The 15,403-nt window shown below is 58.7% G+C and carries 13 protein-coding genes; 7 read left to right on the top strand and 6 right to left on the bottom strand.

Annotated features, from left to right (window positions below; all coding sequences use genetic code 11):
* Together AAAB16_RS21720 and AAAB16_RS21715 are read left to right on the top strand one after the other, a co-directional pair.
* Nucleotides 1–1,117 (top strand): ShlB/FhaC/HecB family hemolysin secretion/activation protein (locus tag AAAB16_RS21720; RefSeq protein WP_340665206.1); only part of this gene is annotated, 1,117 nt, incomplete at its 5' end.
* Nucleotides 1,118–1,154: 37 nt separating this feature from the next.
* Complete coding sequence (locus AAAB16_RS21715; RefSeq protein WP_340665205.1) at nt 1,155–3,125, top strand: hemagglutinin repeat-containing protein; 1,971 nt, start codon at nt 1,155–1,157, stop codon at nt 3,123–3,125.
* Between the two features lie 65 nt (nt 3,126–3,190).
* Here the strand turns inward: AAAB16_RS21715 and AAAB16_RS21710 are convergent, their stop codons facing one another.
* Nucleotides 3,191–3,697 (bottom strand): DUF3015 domain-containing protein, encoded by a 507-nt coding sequence (locus AAAB16_RS21710; RefSeq protein WP_340665204.1) that lies wholly within the window; start codon nt 3,695–3,697, stop codon nt 3,191–3,193.
* Nucleotides 3,698–3,882: 185 nt separating this feature from the next.
* Between AAAB16_RS21710 and AAAB16_RS21705 the strand changes: the two genes are divergently transcribed.
* The 3 genes from AAAB16_RS21705 to AAAB16_RS21695 all read left to right on the top strand — a co-directional run bounded on the left by AAAB16_RS21705 (nt 3,883) and on the right by AAAB16_RS21695 (nt 7,779).
* Nucleotides 3,883–5,097 carry a DUF3142 domain-containing protein gene (locus AAAB16_RS21705; RefSeq protein ID WP_340665203.1) on the top strand — a complete coding sequence of 405 codons (1,215 nt, stop codon included), beginning with the start codon at nt 3,883–3,885 and terminating at the stop codon, nt 5,095–5,097.
* A 37-nt stretch (nt 5,098–5,134) separates the two neighbouring features.
* The gene (locus AAAB16_RS21700; protein ID WP_340665202.1) at nt 5,135–7,327 is read left to right on the top strand and encodes a hypothetical protein; all 2,193 of its coding nucleotides are present in this window, start codon (nt 5,135–5,137) and stop codon (nt 7,325–7,327) included.
* 83 nt (nt 7,328–7,410) lie between these two features.
* On the top strand, nt 7,411–7,779 hold the full coding sequence (locus AAAB16_RS21695; protein WP_340665201.1) for a PilZ domain-containing protein: 369 nt from the start codon (nt 7,411–7,413) through the stop codon (nt 7,777–7,779).
* 114 nt (nt 7,780–7,893) lie between these two features.
* On the opposite strand, the gene radA is transcribed toward AAAB16_RS21695, so the two are convergent.
* The 4 genes from radA to AAAB16_RS21675 form a co-directional block, all read right to left on the bottom strand.
* Entirely contained in the window at nt 7,894–9,261 is a 1,368-nt protein-coding gene (gene radA, locus AAAB16_RS21690; protein ID WP_340665200.1) for a DNA repair protein RadA, read from the bottom strand.
* 48 nt (nt 9,262–9,309) lie between these two features.
* On the bottom strand, nt 9,310–9,843 hold the full coding sequence (locus AAAB16_RS21685; RefSeq protein WP_340665207.1) for an ankyrin repeat domain-containing protein: 534 nt from the start codon (nt 9,841–9,843) through the stop codon (nt 9,310–9,312).
* Between the two features lie 61 nt (nt 9,844–9,904).
* Nucleotides 9,905–11,440: a catalase gene (locus AAAB16_RS21680; RefSeq protein ID WP_340665199.1), complete on the bottom strand. Its 1,536-nt coding sequence runs from the start codon at nt 11,438–11,440 to the stop codon at nt 9,905–9,907.
* A 296-nt stretch (nt 11,441–11,736) separates the two neighbouring features.
* The gene (locus AAAB16_RS21675) at nt 11,737–11,988 is read right to left on the bottom strand and encodes a DUF465 domain-containing protein (protein WP_340665198.1); all 252 of its coding nucleotides are present in this window, start codon (nt 11,986–11,988) and stop codon (nt 11,737–11,739) included.
* A gap of 160 nt (nt 11,989–12,148) precedes the next feature.
* On the opposite strand from AAAB16_RS21675, the gene mscL reads away from it, so the two are divergent.
* Nucleotides 12,149–12,580, top strand: a complete 432-nt coding sequence (gene mscL / locus AAAB16_RS21670) for a large-conductance mechanosensitive channel protein MscL (RefSeq protein ID WP_110617328.1) — start codon at nt 12,149–12,151, stop codon at nt 12,578–12,580.
* Nucleotides 12,581–12,678: 98 nt separating this feature from the next.
* Here the strand turns inward: mscL and AAAB16_RS21665 are convergent, their stop codons facing one another.
* A complete protein-coding gene (locus AAAB16_RS21665; protein ID WP_340665197.1) occupies nt 12,679–14,175 on the bottom strand; it encodes a PLP-dependent aminotransferase family protein in 1,497 nt (498 codons plus the stop codon).
* 201 nt (nt 14,176–14,376) lie between these two features.
* Between AAAB16_RS21665 and AAAB16_RS21660 the strand changes: the two genes are divergently transcribed.
* Nucleotides 14,377–15,264: a transporter substrate-binding domain-containing protein gene (locus tag AAAB16_RS21660; RefSeq protein WP_340665196.1), complete on the top strand. Its 888-nt coding sequence runs from the start codon at nt 14,377–14,379 to the stop codon at nt 15,262–15,264.
* Nucleotides 15,265–15,403 lie beyond the last annotated feature (139 nt).

Below are 15,403 nucleotides of genomic sequence, written 5' to 3'. Positions count from 1 at the left end.
CATCGATATTCAACCTTCACCGCGCCTGGGTTATTCCTACCTGAACCTGATTACCGAGAGCAAAGGCCTGCCATCGGTTACGCTGCGCGCAGACAACTCTGGCCTTGGCGGCCCTAGCGACGGCCGCTACCGCTTTAGCGCCTCCACCAGCGCAAGCGACCTGCTGCTGGGCAACGACACCCTGGGCCTTAACCTCAGTTCACGCCGCTTTGCGGCCTACGACGACAATTCCGAATACAACGCAGGCGTTAATTACTCAGTGCCCTTTGGCTATTCCAAAGTTGATCTGCGCTTTAACCATTCGCAATATGAAAAACTATTAAGCGGCGGTAGATATGGCAATTACGGCACCAGCGGTAATTCACAAACCTATGCCGCCAAGTTCAGCCGCGTACTTATGCGTGAAAAAACGCAAAAACTATCTGCATCGGTCGAGCTGGAACATAAAAGAAACGTCAACTATGTGAGCGACGCACGTACAAGCACCAATAGCATGCCCTATACCAGCCTAGCTTTTGGCTTGGAGCATGTGACCCAATTTCTAGGAGGCTCACTGTATTCCGACGCGACATTTAGCCAAGGACTCTCCGCATGGGGCTCGGGCCAATCTGCATATGAAGATAGAAAGTACAAGAACAGTGAAAACCGCGAATCCAAAAATTTCAAAAAAATTGAACTGAATACGGCGTGGTCACGCCCTTTCACATGGCTAGATAACAACTTCAACTTTTCTTCACGCATTGGCGCGCAATACTCCAAAGACAACCTCTTAACCGCAGAAAAAATCGGTATTGGTGACGAGTTCACTGTACGCGGTTTCCGGGGCCCTGCGTTATGGGGCGATCAAGGCATTTATATATCCAACACCGTCAATATGCCCTTACCAGTACTGGGCGGCACTGTATCGCCACTTATCGGCCTCGACTCCGGCTATGTACGGGATGTGACCTTTAAACAAAACAGTGGCGGCATTACCGGCCTAGCCATTGGTGCAAGTGGAAGTTGGCGCTATGGCGGCGCCTCCATAACGCTCGGCGTACCGCTGGCCATGGACGATGAAATAAGAAACAGCACGGATGCGTCAGTGCTTTACATAAGCACTTATTTAACCTTCTAAGACTGTCCTTATATAAGTCATCCGGGGCTATTCAAAAATGAACAAACATTGTTTTCGACTTATTTTTAGTAAGTCGTTGGGCTTTCTTATTCCCGTCGCTGAAATATGCTCGGCCCAACGCAAACCTGGGCAACCCTCAAGGCTATCGTCAAGCGCTTTGCCAAGCCCACCACCATCCACACGTTGGAACCTCAAGGCTCTGCCTCTAGCGCTTTTCGGCCTACTGCCTAATGCCTTTGCCGACATGGTGGTGGAACCCGGCCAGCAGACCCGCATGACGCAGTCGGCCAACGGCGTGCCGGTGATAGAAATTGCCGACCCTAACAGCAAAGGTCTTTCCCATAACCGTTTCGAGCAGTTCAACGTCAGTCAGCCTGGCGTGATTTTCAACAACAGCATGCAAGACGGCACAAGCCAGATCGGCAGCCACGTCATCCACAACAGCAACCTCACGCGCGAAGCCAAAGCCATCCTCACCGAGGTCACGGGCAATAGCCCCAGCACCCTGGCCGGCACCTTGGAGGTCTTCGGCGGCAAAGCGGATATTCTTATCGCCAAAGGGCAAAGCAGCGCGGAAAATACTAATCAAATTGGCGGCAACATTGGTTTGACGACCACACAAGGAGATATCGACCTCAACGGCGTCAATATTCAGGGCGGCAAAGTTGTGTTGAATTCCGCCGGCAATATTAACCAACGTGCCTCACGTAGCTCGATGGGAGGGGAGACCAAAACGGAAGTTTTTCGCGTTGGCCTCACCGGCGCGGCAAGCACCGGACCTGTAGGGTCAGGCATTGGCGCCTCAGTCGGTGCGGACAGCAGCACCGACGAAGGCAAATCGTCCGTCACGCGGTATACCAACGGTTTGATCAGCGGTACCGATGTCAGCATAAAAGCCAAAGGTGACCACACCATGGAGGGGGCAAATATCAAAGCCGATCAGTTGAGCTATGACATCGGCGGCAATCAGGTCATCACCGGCATACAAGACGTCTCCAAAACCCAACACGAGCGATCAAGCTGGAGTGCTGCAATCGGGGTCGCCATGACCACCTTTGGCCCTATGCCAATCATTTCGGCCGGTGGCTCGTACGGTTTTGACTTCGACAACAGCAATATAACCGCCGAGCAATCGGGCATTAACGCCGGCGTAATGAACTTACATGTTGGCGGTGATCAAGCCTTGACCGGCGCGCACATCATTAATAAGTCAGCAGACGGCTCATACCGCGTGGATGGCAAAACCACTGCGGCAACACTGCGCGAATTCCGCGACAAAGATGGCGGTTACATTGGCGGAAGCGCCGGCACCAGTAAAAGCGGCATCCCAAGTTTTGTCATGGAAGCCGGGCGAGTGGATCAAGTTGATTACAAAGCCACGCAAAACGCCACGGTAGATCTGGGCGCAGTGGAAATGAACGTCGGCAAAGGCATAACCGGCCAACTGAACCGCGACGCCAGCAAACAGACTGAAGTCAGCCAAAATACAAAAACCGCAGGCACCGATATCCGGTTCGAAATTTCTATGCCAGCCCCGAAGAACAAGCCTCCGGTTGATGATGAGACGCCTCCTGCAAGGAAACCGGAGGCGGAATCAGCCCCTCCAAAACCGCCCGTGGATGCAGTTGATGGCGGTGGCGGTGGTAACGACACCAACGCCCGACACATGAGCGAGCATACAACCGGTAATGACCTTAAAAGCGCACTGGCCAAAATCAATAGCCCCATCAGGGCGGATCAGGCCGATATTCAAAACAACCCGGTGACGGTGCATGTTCGCAATGCCGCGGGTGAAGTTGAGACGTTTAAAATCCGCAATAACGCTGACCTTGAAAACCTCAATGGCAAAATCATTGTTACCGGCCAGCAAGCGGAAGGTCTTCCTGTACCTAAGGGCTACGGCAAAAGCTCGACGCTTTACATTCAACTCGTGAAGCATTCCGGCGGTGGCTATACCTACAAATTGACACCAAAAAAACCGACGGGAATCATCGATAAAAGCTGGTAACGGCGTAATAGAAAAGGGCTGGTATTAACCAGCCCTTTTTTTGCCCACACGAAATGGTTCAGGGTTTAGGCAGGCTGTTTGGCATAGCGCGCCAGTTGCGCGTCTTTGCTCATCACATCGAGGGTATTGGCCAGCACCTGTTCGCTGGTGACATCGGCCTTGGAGAAAATGCTGTCGAAGTTGGCGTGGGTAACCTGGGCGAAATGGGCGCGGTCGCTTTTTTCCACGCCCAGTAGCGTGGCGTAGGCGTCTAACGCTTCGCCTTGGCCTTGGGCCATGTCTTCAGCGATGGAGTCGAGCATGCCGTTCATGGCCAGCATGGAGCGGCCGCCGTAGCCGAGTTTGACATGGGAGTCGCAGCCGTTGGTGCCGGAGGTAAGACCAAACGTGGCGTTACCGGAGGTGCCGTTGGTGGTGGTGGCCAGTAGGTGAGGAGCCAGACCGCGCTGACCTTCGAAAAGCATATTGCCCCAACCGCATCCCCCTCCGCCGGCCTGATCGGCTTGGGCGGCGAAACTTGTCGCGGCCAGAATCGTCAGGGTCAAAACTTTGCCTAGCAGTCGTTTAGCCATGGTCTGCACTCCGCAGTTAATTGTTTTACAACGCTCTTGCAGCTTTGGTGACGCCCTCCCCTCTGTCAAACCAGCGACACTTATTTGCGCCCAGCGGTATTGCCCCCCTCGCGAAAGATCGTGCCGTGATGCACCATGGCGCGCTGCTGCACCCACCTGAACCTCTTGTTCGAGCCCTCCCCGCCGTGGCTATTTTTCTGCCTGTTTGGCGCCACCTCGTTCTTCTGCCATTGGCCCTGCTGCCGCTATTTGGCTGTGAACGCTCGGCACCCACGCCACTGGATAACCAGGTGTATATCTGGCAACGGCAATGGCTGCCGGCTCATCAACAGGCCTTGGCCGCCAGCCGCAATGACTTCTCCACCTTGCGTGTACTGGCCGCTCAGGCGCACCCAAAAGAAGGTTGGATTACGGCACGCATCAACCCCACCATGCTGCGCAACGACAGCCGCCCACTGATTGCCGTGGTGCGCCTGGACGGCCAACTGCCTACGCTGGACAGCGTCGCCATTGGCCACCATGTGCAGCAACTGGTGAGCGACTGGCAATCGGCAGGGCTGAATGTGCAAGGTGTGGAAATTGACCATGACTGCGCCAGCTCCCGCCTGAATGCCTACCGCGAGTTTTTACAGCAGTTGCGCGACAAGTTGCCGGCCAACCTGGCGTTAAGCATTACCGCCCTGCCCGCCTGGATTAACAACCCGGCTCTGCCCGAGCTATTGCAAGTAGTGGATAGCTCGGTGCTGCAAGTGCATGCCGTTAGCCGTCCCGAGGCGGGACTGTTTTCCCCTAAGCAAGCGCTGCACTGGGCCAAGGCCTACGCCGAGCAAACCACTAAACCCTACTACCTGGCCCTGCCGGCCTATGGCATCGCACTGCTGGAAAACCCCGATGGTGGCGCGCCATGGGTAGAGAGCGAAGTCAGCCTGCCCATGGGCGGCGCCCGCCGCGAACTGACGGCCGAACCCGACCAAGTCGCGGCCCTGCTCACCGACCTGAAAGCATCGCCCCCCGAGCATCTGCAAGGCCTGCTGTGGTTTCGTCTGCCGCTACCCGCCGACCGCCGCGCCTGGCCGCTCGCCACCTTGCAAGCGGTAGTGCATGGCCAGCCATTGCGCGGCGATATCCAACTGGAAATCCACCAGCAAGGCGCACTCAGCGAACTCAGCCTAATCAACAACGGCAACCGCAGCGCCGCCCTGCCCAAACAACTGACCATTGCCGCCAGCGCCTGCGAAGCCGGCGACGCCATCGGCGGCTACCGCCTGCAACAACCGCTCGACAACCCAGTCGCATTCACCCGCCAAACCGCCACGCAACTACCCGCCGGGCAACGCCAGGCCATCGGCTGGCTGCGCTGCGGCCAGTTGGATCAAGGAAGATCACATGTCACGCCTTAACCTTCGCCGCTCTCTCACCTCTGCTTTGGAGCTCTCCGTGCCTCGCCCTAACGCTCGCCGCCATCTGCTTGCCTTCGCCATCAGTGCTGCATTGGCCGCACCTGCCGCGCAGGCCTGCGGGCCGGATTTTCAGTTGCGCTTGCTCAGCGACCGCGCGCAAAGCCTGGCGGAGTTGCCGGAGGGTAATTTCAAGTTTGAGGCGGGGCGGTTGGCGCTTGAGGTGCCGCCGTTAAAGCCGGCAGCCGAGAATGATTTCAGCAGCCGCTGGGATGCCGAGCAAAATCGTTATCTGGAAGATAGTGAGGTGGCCGAACCCCAGGGCCTGACGCCTGAGCAGATGGCTAAGGTCAAGGAGCTACGCCAGCTCACGGACGCGGCGGCCGTTGAACAAGCGGGCGCCGAGTTGCCGGCTGAGTTGCGCCTGTATACGGCCGGCGCGGTGGCGTTTGCGCAGGGTGACGATGCCAGCGCCCAGGCTTACTTCCACAAGGTGTTGGCCTTGCCGGCGGCCGAGCGCCAGTTGCGTGCGACGTGGGCCGCTTACTCGCTGGGCCGCAGCCTGGCTCGCGGTGTGGATGCCGCGCGCGACGGTGAGCTGTCGCAGGACGAACTCAACCAGGCGCAGCAGGCCGATATTCAGGCGGCGAAACAGGCCTTTCGCATGACCCGCCAATTGGCTCTCGACGGCGCCAGCGATCCACTGGAGTTAGGCATTGCCAGCCTCGGCGAAGAGGCCCGCCTGGAGCTTGATGCGGATAATTGGCCGGGCGCCATTGCCCTGTATGCCAGCCAGTTGCAGCTAGGTTCCACCACCGGTTTTAGCTCGCTTAAACAGCTGGCGGTTGAGTTAGCCCAGATGCCCGAAGAGCAGCTGGCGCCGTTGCTCAAGCAACTGCCGGTGCAACAACTGCTGACCGCCTACCTAGTCAGCCATTCCGGTTGGGACTACGAAGGGCAGCCGGCCGGCGAGAAAAAGCTGGTGCAGCTGTTGCAGCGCGGCGATATCGCCAATGTGGCCAACGCTGATCGTTTGGCTGCGGTGAGTTATCAGTCTGGCGATTATGCCGCCACGCAAATCTTGCTCGAGCATGCGCCGCAAAACGGCCTGACCTGGTGGCTGCGCGCCAAGCTGGCCCTGCAAGCGGGCGATAAAACCGCCGCGCAAGCCGCCTACGCCAAGGCCGCGCAAGCCTTCCCGGAAAATGAAAACTGGGGCTATCGCCGCGACGCCAACTGGAACCAAGAGACGGTGCAACCGCACTGCCGGGTTGAGGGTGAAAGCGCCATCCTGGCCTTGGAGCGCGGCGACTACCTGCAAGCCTTCGAAGCGCTCTATGGCAGTGGTTATATCTATTGGCCGGACGCCGCCGAAGTCGCCGAGCGGGTGCTGACCCTCGATGAACTGAAAACCTATGTGGATCGCCATGTACCGCCGGTGGCGCCGACCGTGCAGGCCGAAGACGGTAGCTATCAGCCCCGGCCAATCGCCGCCCAACTGCGCCAGTTGCTGGGGCGACGGCTGCTGCGTGAGGGGCACTACCGCGAAGCGCCGGCCTATTTCGACTACCCCGAACTGCAAGCCGCCGCCCTCGCCTACGGTCAGGCCCGCGAGCAGGGCGAGTCGCGCTGGACCGCAACTGGGCGCGCCGAAGCGCTGTACCAGGCCGGGCAAATCGCGCGTAAGCAGGGTATGGAACTGCTGGGCTATGAGATGTCGCCGGACTACTACCAGTTGGGCGGCGGCATGTATGCCCTGGAGCGAGTGACTACTGTGCAAGCCGGTGGTTTACTCAGTGCCGATGAAGCCGAGCGGCAAAACGCCAACCTCGCGCAGCCCAACAACCGCTACCACTACCGTTGGCTGGCTGCCGACCTCGCCAGCCAAGCTGCCGAGCAATTGCCGCACACCAGCCAGGCCTACGCCGCCACCTTGTGCCGCGCCACCGGCTGGATTCTGTTCAGCGACTACCCGTTGGCGCGCCAGTATTACCAACGCTATGTGGATAACGGCCCGATCGTCCCGTTTTCCGGGAACTTCGGCCAGAACTGCGAGGAGCCAGATTTCGAACACGTCAGCCAACGCTTGTGGCAATACCGCTTTGACACCGCTCGAAAAACCCTGCGGCCCTATAAAGGCTGGTTGTTTGGCCTGGCCTTGGTGGGTGGCATCTTGGCGGCTGGATATTGGCGCAAACGGCGGCGCATCACAGTTAGCCCAACCGAACAGTAACCCCCGGCCGATGCTTGGCTATAGTCATTGAACCGAACTGAACCGATGAAATCGGATAGTCACTGCCTACTGGAGCAAACCCCATGAGTGAGTCAGCCAACGAGCGTCGGCGCTTTCAGCGCATTGCCTTCGACGCCAGCACCGAGATCGCCCAGGGCGATCAGCGCTGGGCGGTTGAACTGCACGACCTGTCACTAAAAGGCCTGCTGGCGCGGCGCCCGGAAAACTGGCACGGCAACGCCGGCGAAACCTTTGAAGCCAGCATCCGCCTGAGTTCCGATGTATATGTACGTATGGAAGTGGCCCTGGCCCGCGACGAGGGTGGTTTGCTCGGTTTTGAATGCCGGCATATCGACCTCGACTCCGTCAGCCACTTGCGCCGCTTGGTGGAATTGAATTTGGGTGACGAGGATTTGCTTGAGCGCGAGCTGACCTCGCTGGGCGAGGCCTAACTACCACGACCGCACCAACCGTAGGGTGTGCTGCACGCACCACGGTGCCCCCGCCGAACCGCCTGGTGCGCACAGCGCACCCTACGCAAAGACGGTTCTTGGGCGCTGTGGCCATTACTCAAATAACGCGTCGAGCGCCTGCTCCAGACGGGTCACGGCAATAATCTGCAAGCCCGCCGGCGCTTCTTTCGGGGCGTTGCCTTTGGGCACGATGGCGCGTTTAAAGCCGTGCTTACCGGCCTCTTTTAAACGCTCTTGACCACTGGGCACCGGGCGCACTTCGCCAGACAAGCCCACCTCGCCAAACACCAGCAAGTCATGGGGCAACGGCCGGTTGCGCAGGCTGGACATCACCGCGGCCATCAGCGCCAAGTCCGATGCGGTTTCCATCACTTTCACGCCGCCGACCACGTTTAAAAACACGTCCTGATCATGGGTCGGAATGCCGCCGTGGCGGTGCAGTACCGCCAGCAACATGGCCAGGCGGTTCTGGTCGAGGCCTACCGTCACTCGCCGTGGGTTGGCCAGGTGGCTGGTGTCGACCAAGGCTTGCACCTCGATCAGCATCGGCCGCGTACCCTCCCAGGTGGCCATGACCACGCTGCCCGGCACTTCTTCCTGGGCGCGGGTAAGAAAGATCGCCGAAGGGTTGGACACCTCTTTCAAGCCCCGGTCAGTCATGGCAAATACGCCCAGCTCGTTGACCGCGCCAAAGCGGTTTTTTACCGCGCGTAGCAGGCGATAACGACCATCGGACTCGCCCTCGAAATACAGTACGGTGTCGACCATATGCTCGAGCACGCGCGGCCCAGCCAGCGCGCCTTCTTTGGTCACGTGGCCAACCAGGAAAATCGCTGTGCCGCTTTGCTTGGCATAGCGCACCAGCAAGGCCGCGCTCTCCCGCACCTGGGCGACGCCGCCTGGGGCCGACTGCAATTGCTCGGTAAAGATGGTCTGGATCGAGTCGATCACCATCACCTTGGGTTTTTCGACTTTGGCGGTGGCGATGATTTGTTCGATGCAGGTTTCGGTCATCACCTTGAGTTTGTCTTCCGGCAAACCCAGGCGGCGGGCGCGCATGGCGACCTGCTGTTGCGATTCTTCGCCAGTGACATACAGCGCCGGCATACGCGTGGCGATATTGCACAGGGTCTGCAGCAGGATGGTCGATTTACCGATGCCGGGGTCACCGCCAATCAGCACCACCGAGCCATCGACCAGACCGCCACCGAGCACGCGGTCCAGCTCGGCCGAGGCGGTGGAAAAGCGCGGCATTTCTTCCACGCTGACTTCGGCCAGGGTTTTCAGCTGCGCCTGTTGCCCGGCCCAGCCGGCCCGACCGCTGGCGGCCGTTTCGCTGCCAACCTCAATCATGCTTTCAACCAAGGTGTTCCAGGCGCCGCATTCGCCGCACTGGCCGGCCCACTTGGGGAAGGTCGCACCGCATTCGGTGCAGCCATACATACGCTTGGCCTTGGCCATCTCAACCCCCTCGCCGAAAAGCGCCGATGATAGCTCAGCTACCGCCACTCAACGCGGCGCCGGGGTGCGAATTTCACCCTTGGCTAGACGCGCGGCACTATTGCCCAGGCCATCTTCAGCCTGCAGATCGGCGCCTTTGGCGGCTAACGCGTCGAGCAAGTCCGCGCGGTTAAACAGGCCGGCGTACATGGCCGCGGTTTGCCCCGCGCCATTGCGCTGGTCGGGGTTGCAGTCGGCAGCCAGCAAGCGCCGGGCGATGCTCACCTCGCCTTTGAAAATGGCGCCCATTAACGCGGTATTGCCGCGCAGGTCTTGCTGACAGGCATCGGCGCCGGCCGTTAGCAGCAGTTCCACCGCCGGCCGTTCGCCGTGGTAGGCCGCCAGAATCAGCGCGGTGTAACCCTTTTCGTCCTGGCTATCCAATGGATAGTGAGCGTCGATAAAGGTTTGCAGCATCGGCACGTCGCCATGGCGCGCGGCATCGAAAAAATAACTGCGCAGTTGTGCCTGCACGTTGTTTGGTTCAGCGGCGTTGCTCAGGTTGCTGAGCATCAGCATAAGCAACGCCAGTACAAAACGAATGGCCATAAATGGTGCTCCTGAAAGAGCAGCGGCGGCCCTTTCGACCGCCGCTGTTAACGGCTTAGTCCGCCAGTTTTGCAGCCAGCGCTTTAACCCGGCTCAAATCCCCCTTGGCCACCTTGGTCACGCCGGTGCCATATTCAGGATCGGCCTTGTACAGAAACGACAAGATGATGTGTTTGCTCTCGGCATCGGTGCTGGCCAACGAGCCGCCGAAACTGTCGATCAGGTCTTCGCGCTCTTTCTTGCTGTAGGAGCGGTACAAATCGCCGGCCTGTTTGAAGTTCTGCTCGCGCTGAATCTTCTTCTGCTCGGTGCTGCCGGACAGCGCCAGGCTGCTGTAGCGCGCTGCGGCCACCTCCTCACGCGGCTCCAGACGGCTGGGCTGGTAGTTCACCCCCGAGCTGGTTTTGCCGCTGTTCATCGCGCCGTCTTGGTTGCCGTTGTTGACCTTTACCCGTGGCTGGTTGATCGGCAGCTGCAGGGCGTTGGCGCCCAGGCGATAGAACTGCGTGTCCGCGTAAGAAAACACCCGCCCTTGCAGCATGCGGTCTTCCGACGGCTCGATGCCCGGCACCAGGTTGGACGGTGCCAATGCCACCTGCTCGGTCTCCTGGAACACGTTATCCGGATTACGGTTAAGCACCATCTGCCCAACCTTGCGCTCCGGCACGCCCGGCCAGATTTTGGTGGCATCCAACGGGTCGAAGTCGAACGTGCTTAGCTGCTCTGGCTTGAGCACCTGCACATACAAGTCCCACTTGGGGAAATCGCCCTTGCTGATATGGCTGACCAAGTCGTTGCTCAGGTGGCTGTAATCCTTACCTTGCACTTTCTCCGCCTGTTGCGGGTCGAGGTTGTTAATGCCTTGCAGGGACTTCCAATGGAACTTCACATAGTGAATAGCACCTTGGGCATTCACCAACTTAAACGCGTGCACGCCATTGCCATCCATTTGCCGGTAACTGGCTGGCGTACCGTAGTTGGAATACAGCTCGGTCAGGGTGCGGGTCGACTCGGGTACATGGGAGAAAAAATCAAAACGCCGCGAATCATCATCCAAGTTGGTGCGCGGGTCGGGTTTGAACGCGTGGATCATATCGGGAAATTTGATCGCGTCGCGGATAAAAAATGTTGGGAAGTTATTGCCGACCAAGTCCCAATTGCCATCAGCGGTGTAAAACTTGGTGGCAAAGCCACGGGGATCGCGCAACGATTCCGGCGAGTGATTGCCATGAATCACCGCCGAGAAGCGGACAAATACCGGAGTGACTTCGCCGGCGGCAAATACCTTGGCTTTGCTCAGGTCGCTAAGGTCGTCGGTAACGGTAAACGTGCCATGGGCACCGGTACCACGGGCATGCACCACCCGCTCTGGAATGCGCTCGCGGTCAAAGCGCTGGAGCTTTTGCAGCAGTTGTACGTCTTGCAGCAATACCGGGCCGGTGGCACCGGCGGTTTGCGAGTTTTGGTTATCGCCGACGGCAGCACCGTTATCGCGGGTTAAGGTGTCGGCCTGCAGCGAAAATGACAGTAGCCCGGCACAGAAGAGAGAACTTGCGGGTAATAGCGCTATTGGTTTCATGGTGATCTCCATATTGTTTTGTGCGCGTCGAATGCGCTTTTTGGAGACTAGAGCGGTTATGGCAATGCTCTAAATAGAAACATGCAAACATGGCGATAAAGAAAAACTGATAGGCGTAGTTTTGCCAGCAAGTTATTCGCGCGAATAGTTTATTTGATTAATACACCAATTGATCGCAGGCAATATTCTTATAGAAAAATCCAAGACACATAACTATTAAAGAAAGTTCCTTCGTGCATTTATACCCTTTCTTCATTTTATTTATACCCAAAGCCCACGCGAATCCGCAGGCCTTGGGCGATTGGCGATCAGCCTTGGCTAGCGGCCTGTTGTAACAAGCTGGAGATTTCCAGGTTGAGTTTTACCCGCTCGTTCTTCAGCGCCTTAAGCGCCATGTCGTCCATGGCATGGCGGCCGTCCTCCACTTGGAAAATCTGTTTATCGAGGGCCGAATACTCGGCAGCGAGTTTGCTGAAGTGGGCGTCCTGGCCCAGCAACCGTTGCAACTCCCCTTCGAACTCAGGGAATTCCTTGTGCAGCGGATGGTGTTCGAGGGTCATAGGCCGTCTCCTGTCACGGTGGGTGAGTAAGCCCTTACAGCCTAGACCAGCGGCAAAAACGCGGAACACCAGGCGCCAGAGCCGGTCACTTGAAGCTGGGAGTGGCGCCAGTGCTGCTCTACACTGCCCACCATCACTATTAGCAGCGGGGACTTCACGTATGAGCTTACTTAACGATTTCAAAGCGTTTGCCGTCAAAGGCAATGTGGTCGACATGGCCGTGGGGATCATCATTGGCGCGGCGTTCGGCAAGATCGTTTCGTCGTTTGTAGGTGATGTAATCATGCCGCCGTTGGGCCTGTTGATTGGCGGCGTGGATTTTTCTGACCTGGCGATCACGCTTAAAGCGGCGGTAGACGATAAGCCCGCGGTGCTGCTGGCTTACGGCAAGTTTCTGCAAACCTGCCTGGACTTTCTGATCGTGGCCTTCGCGATTTTTATGGGCGTTAAAGCGATCAGTAAATTGCACAAAGAACAGGCCAAGGCGCCGGCTGCACCGACCGCTGAGGTGGTGCTGCTGACCGAGATTCGTGATTTGTTGAAGGCGGAAAAGCCAGTGGCGCCGCTTGTGGATAAATTGCCGCCGGTTTAAGTAACGACCAAAGCCCGGAGCGTTACGCCGTATTGCCGGTAGATCTGAGATGAGTTCCCCTCGCCCGCTTGCGGGAGAGGGGCTAGGGTGATCCTGATCTACAACCGCTCCAACACCTCACCCAACACCCGAATCCCCGGCCCGATGCGCTCGGCATCAATGGCATGAAAGCCCAAGCGCATAAAATTCGCCGGCACATGCTGGCCAAAGAAAAACTGCGCGCCCGATTCGATCAACACACTCTGCTGCGCCGCCGCCCAGGCCAGCTTTTGCGTATCCACGCCGTCCGGCGCTGCCAGCCAAAACGCGCTGGCGCCAGGGCTACCCACATGTTCGCAACTGGGCAAATGCTCGCTCAGCGCCGCGCTCAAGGTCTCCCGGCGCCGCGCGTGTTCTTCCCTAAAGCGGCGCAGATGCGCGTCGTAATGCCCTTGGGCGAGAAACTCGGCCAGCATGCGTTGGTTGTTCAGCGGCGGATGGCGGTACATCAAGCGGCGTAGCGCGCGCAGTTCATCGATCAGCTCGGCGTCGGCCACCATGTAGCCAATGCGCAGCCCCGGCGAAAACGCCTTGGACAGACTGCTCAGGTAAATCACCCGACCATGGCTGTCGCTGGCTTTCAGTGCCGGTTGCGGGTGGTTGTCGAGGTTAAGTTCGGCGTCGTAGTCGTCTTCGATCAGCACCTGATCGTGCTCACGGATCTGCCGCAGCAGTTCGCCCCGGCGCTCACTGCTCATGGCGATGCCGGTGGGCACTTGGTGGCCGGGGGTGACGTACAGGTATTCGCAGTCGTTCAGGCGCGAGTCGACCACCAGGCCTTCACGGTCGATGTCTTGCAGCTGCACCTGGGCGCCTTGCAGGTCGAAGATGCTCAGGGCATCGCGAAAACCGGGATTCTCTACGGCAACTTTTACGCCTTTGCCCATCAGCAAGGTGGCGAGCAAATACAGCGCGTTTTGCGAACCGAGGGTCACCAGAATTTCATCGGCCCGCGCCCAGATGCCGCGTTTGGGCAGCACGCGGGTGCGCAGTTGCTCCACCAGCATTTCATCGTCGCGGTCGAAGCGGTCGCGCATCCAGCCTTGGTCGCGTTCGCTGCGCAGGGTGTTGCGCGAGACTTCACGCCAGCGTTCCAAGGGGAACAGATCGCGGATCGGCTGGCCATACACAAACGGATAGGTAAAGCCCGGCCAATTGCTCGGGCGCAGTACGCCATGCTTCAGGCTGGGCTGCATTTTGAAGCGCGCAGCCCAATTCGGTGCACGTTCGCCTATGCCGTCGTCGCTGTGTTCGGGTTGGCGCTGGGGAGTCATGCGCAGCACGCTGTCATCGAAGTCGGCGCCGCAATAGTCCGGGTGCAGGTAGTAACCGCTGCGCGGGCGGCTGACCAGGTAGCCGTTGTCGAGCAGGCTTTCGTACACCAGGGCCACGGTGTTACGGGAAATCGACAGCTGTTGCGACAGCTTACGGCATGACGGCAGCGGCTCATCGGCGGGGAAACCACCGCCCAGAATGGTCGACACCAGGGACTCGCGCAGTTGCTCTTGCAGGCCGCGCTGATGGTCGAAATCCAGATGAAATAAGTGATCGATCATGGCCTGTTTACTCGCTTGCCGATCGGTGAGCTTTGCAAGGAGCGCGCCATGGTTTTTGCCCTCGGCACTGGCCAGTCGAATGGCCAAAACTGCACCTATCTCTAGGGCCAGATGCCTCTCTATGGTTGTTTCCAGCCACCACACAAAGGCCCCCTTCTGAAGCGGCCAGGCTCACCCCTTATGACAACTGGAGCAGCAAAGATGAAGCACACGAACAACGGTTCGCTGGCCCTCAAATCGCTTGGCCTGTTGCGCAAGCTGACCCTCGCCAGCCTAGTGCTGGTCGCCCCTTTCGCCCACGCCGACCTTGACGAAGTAAAGAGCAAAGGCGTGCTCACCGTGGCCACCGAAGACGACTACGCGCCGTTCAACTACATCGTCGACGGCAAGCCAGAAGGCTTCCACAAAGAGCTGCTGGAAGACCTGATGGCCTATGCCAAGGAACAGAAGATCGACGTTAAGCAGGACATCCTGCCGTGGACCGGCCTGCTGGCTTCGGTGTCGTCCGGCCAATACGACGTGGCCTTTACCGGCGCACTGGTAACCGACGAGCGCCTGCGCGTATTCAACTTCACCCCACCGTTTGCCAGCGCCCAGCACTATTACGTAAAGCGCGCCAACGATAAGAGCCTGAGCGACATCGCCAGCCTGTGCGGCAAAACCGTTGGCGTACAAGCCGGTAGTGCCTTGCTGGCTCGCCTGCCTGAGCTGAAAGCGATGATGAAAGAAAAAGGCTGCGAGATGGGCAAGGTCGTGGAATACCAATCCTACCCTGAGGTGTATGCGGACCTGGCCAACGGCCGCTTGGACTACGCCGTCAACGCGCTGATCTCGGTAAACGATCTGATCAAAACCCGTGGTGACACCTTTGCTAAAGGCATCGCCGTGTCTGGTCCCGGTTTCGCCGCCTGGCCGATGCCGAAAAGCAGCCCGGAGCTGTTGAAATTCCTCACCGGCTTTATGGACAAAGTACGCGCCAGCGGCCGCTTGGCAGCCCTGCAAACCAAGTGGTTCGGCGAAGCCTTCCCGGATATGCCGAAAGAGCCAATCACCAACGTTGAGCAGTTCCACAAACTGGCCGGCATGTAAGTCTCTACACCGTCGTCCCCGCGCAGGCGGGGACTCACCGGGTTGGTGATCCACCGGGCTGGCGATCCAGAATGGCCGGCCAGATATCGTTCTCCTGAAAAGTTCTGGGTTCCCGCCTTCGCGGGAATGACGGTGTGTG

It is taken from the genome of Pseudomonas sp., assembly GCF_037994325.1.
Lineage (GTDB): Bacteria > Pseudomonadota > Gammaproteobacteria > Pseudomonadales > Pseudomonadaceae > Aquipseudomonas.
This window is presented reverse-complemented; position numbering and strand designations above follow the sequence as displayed.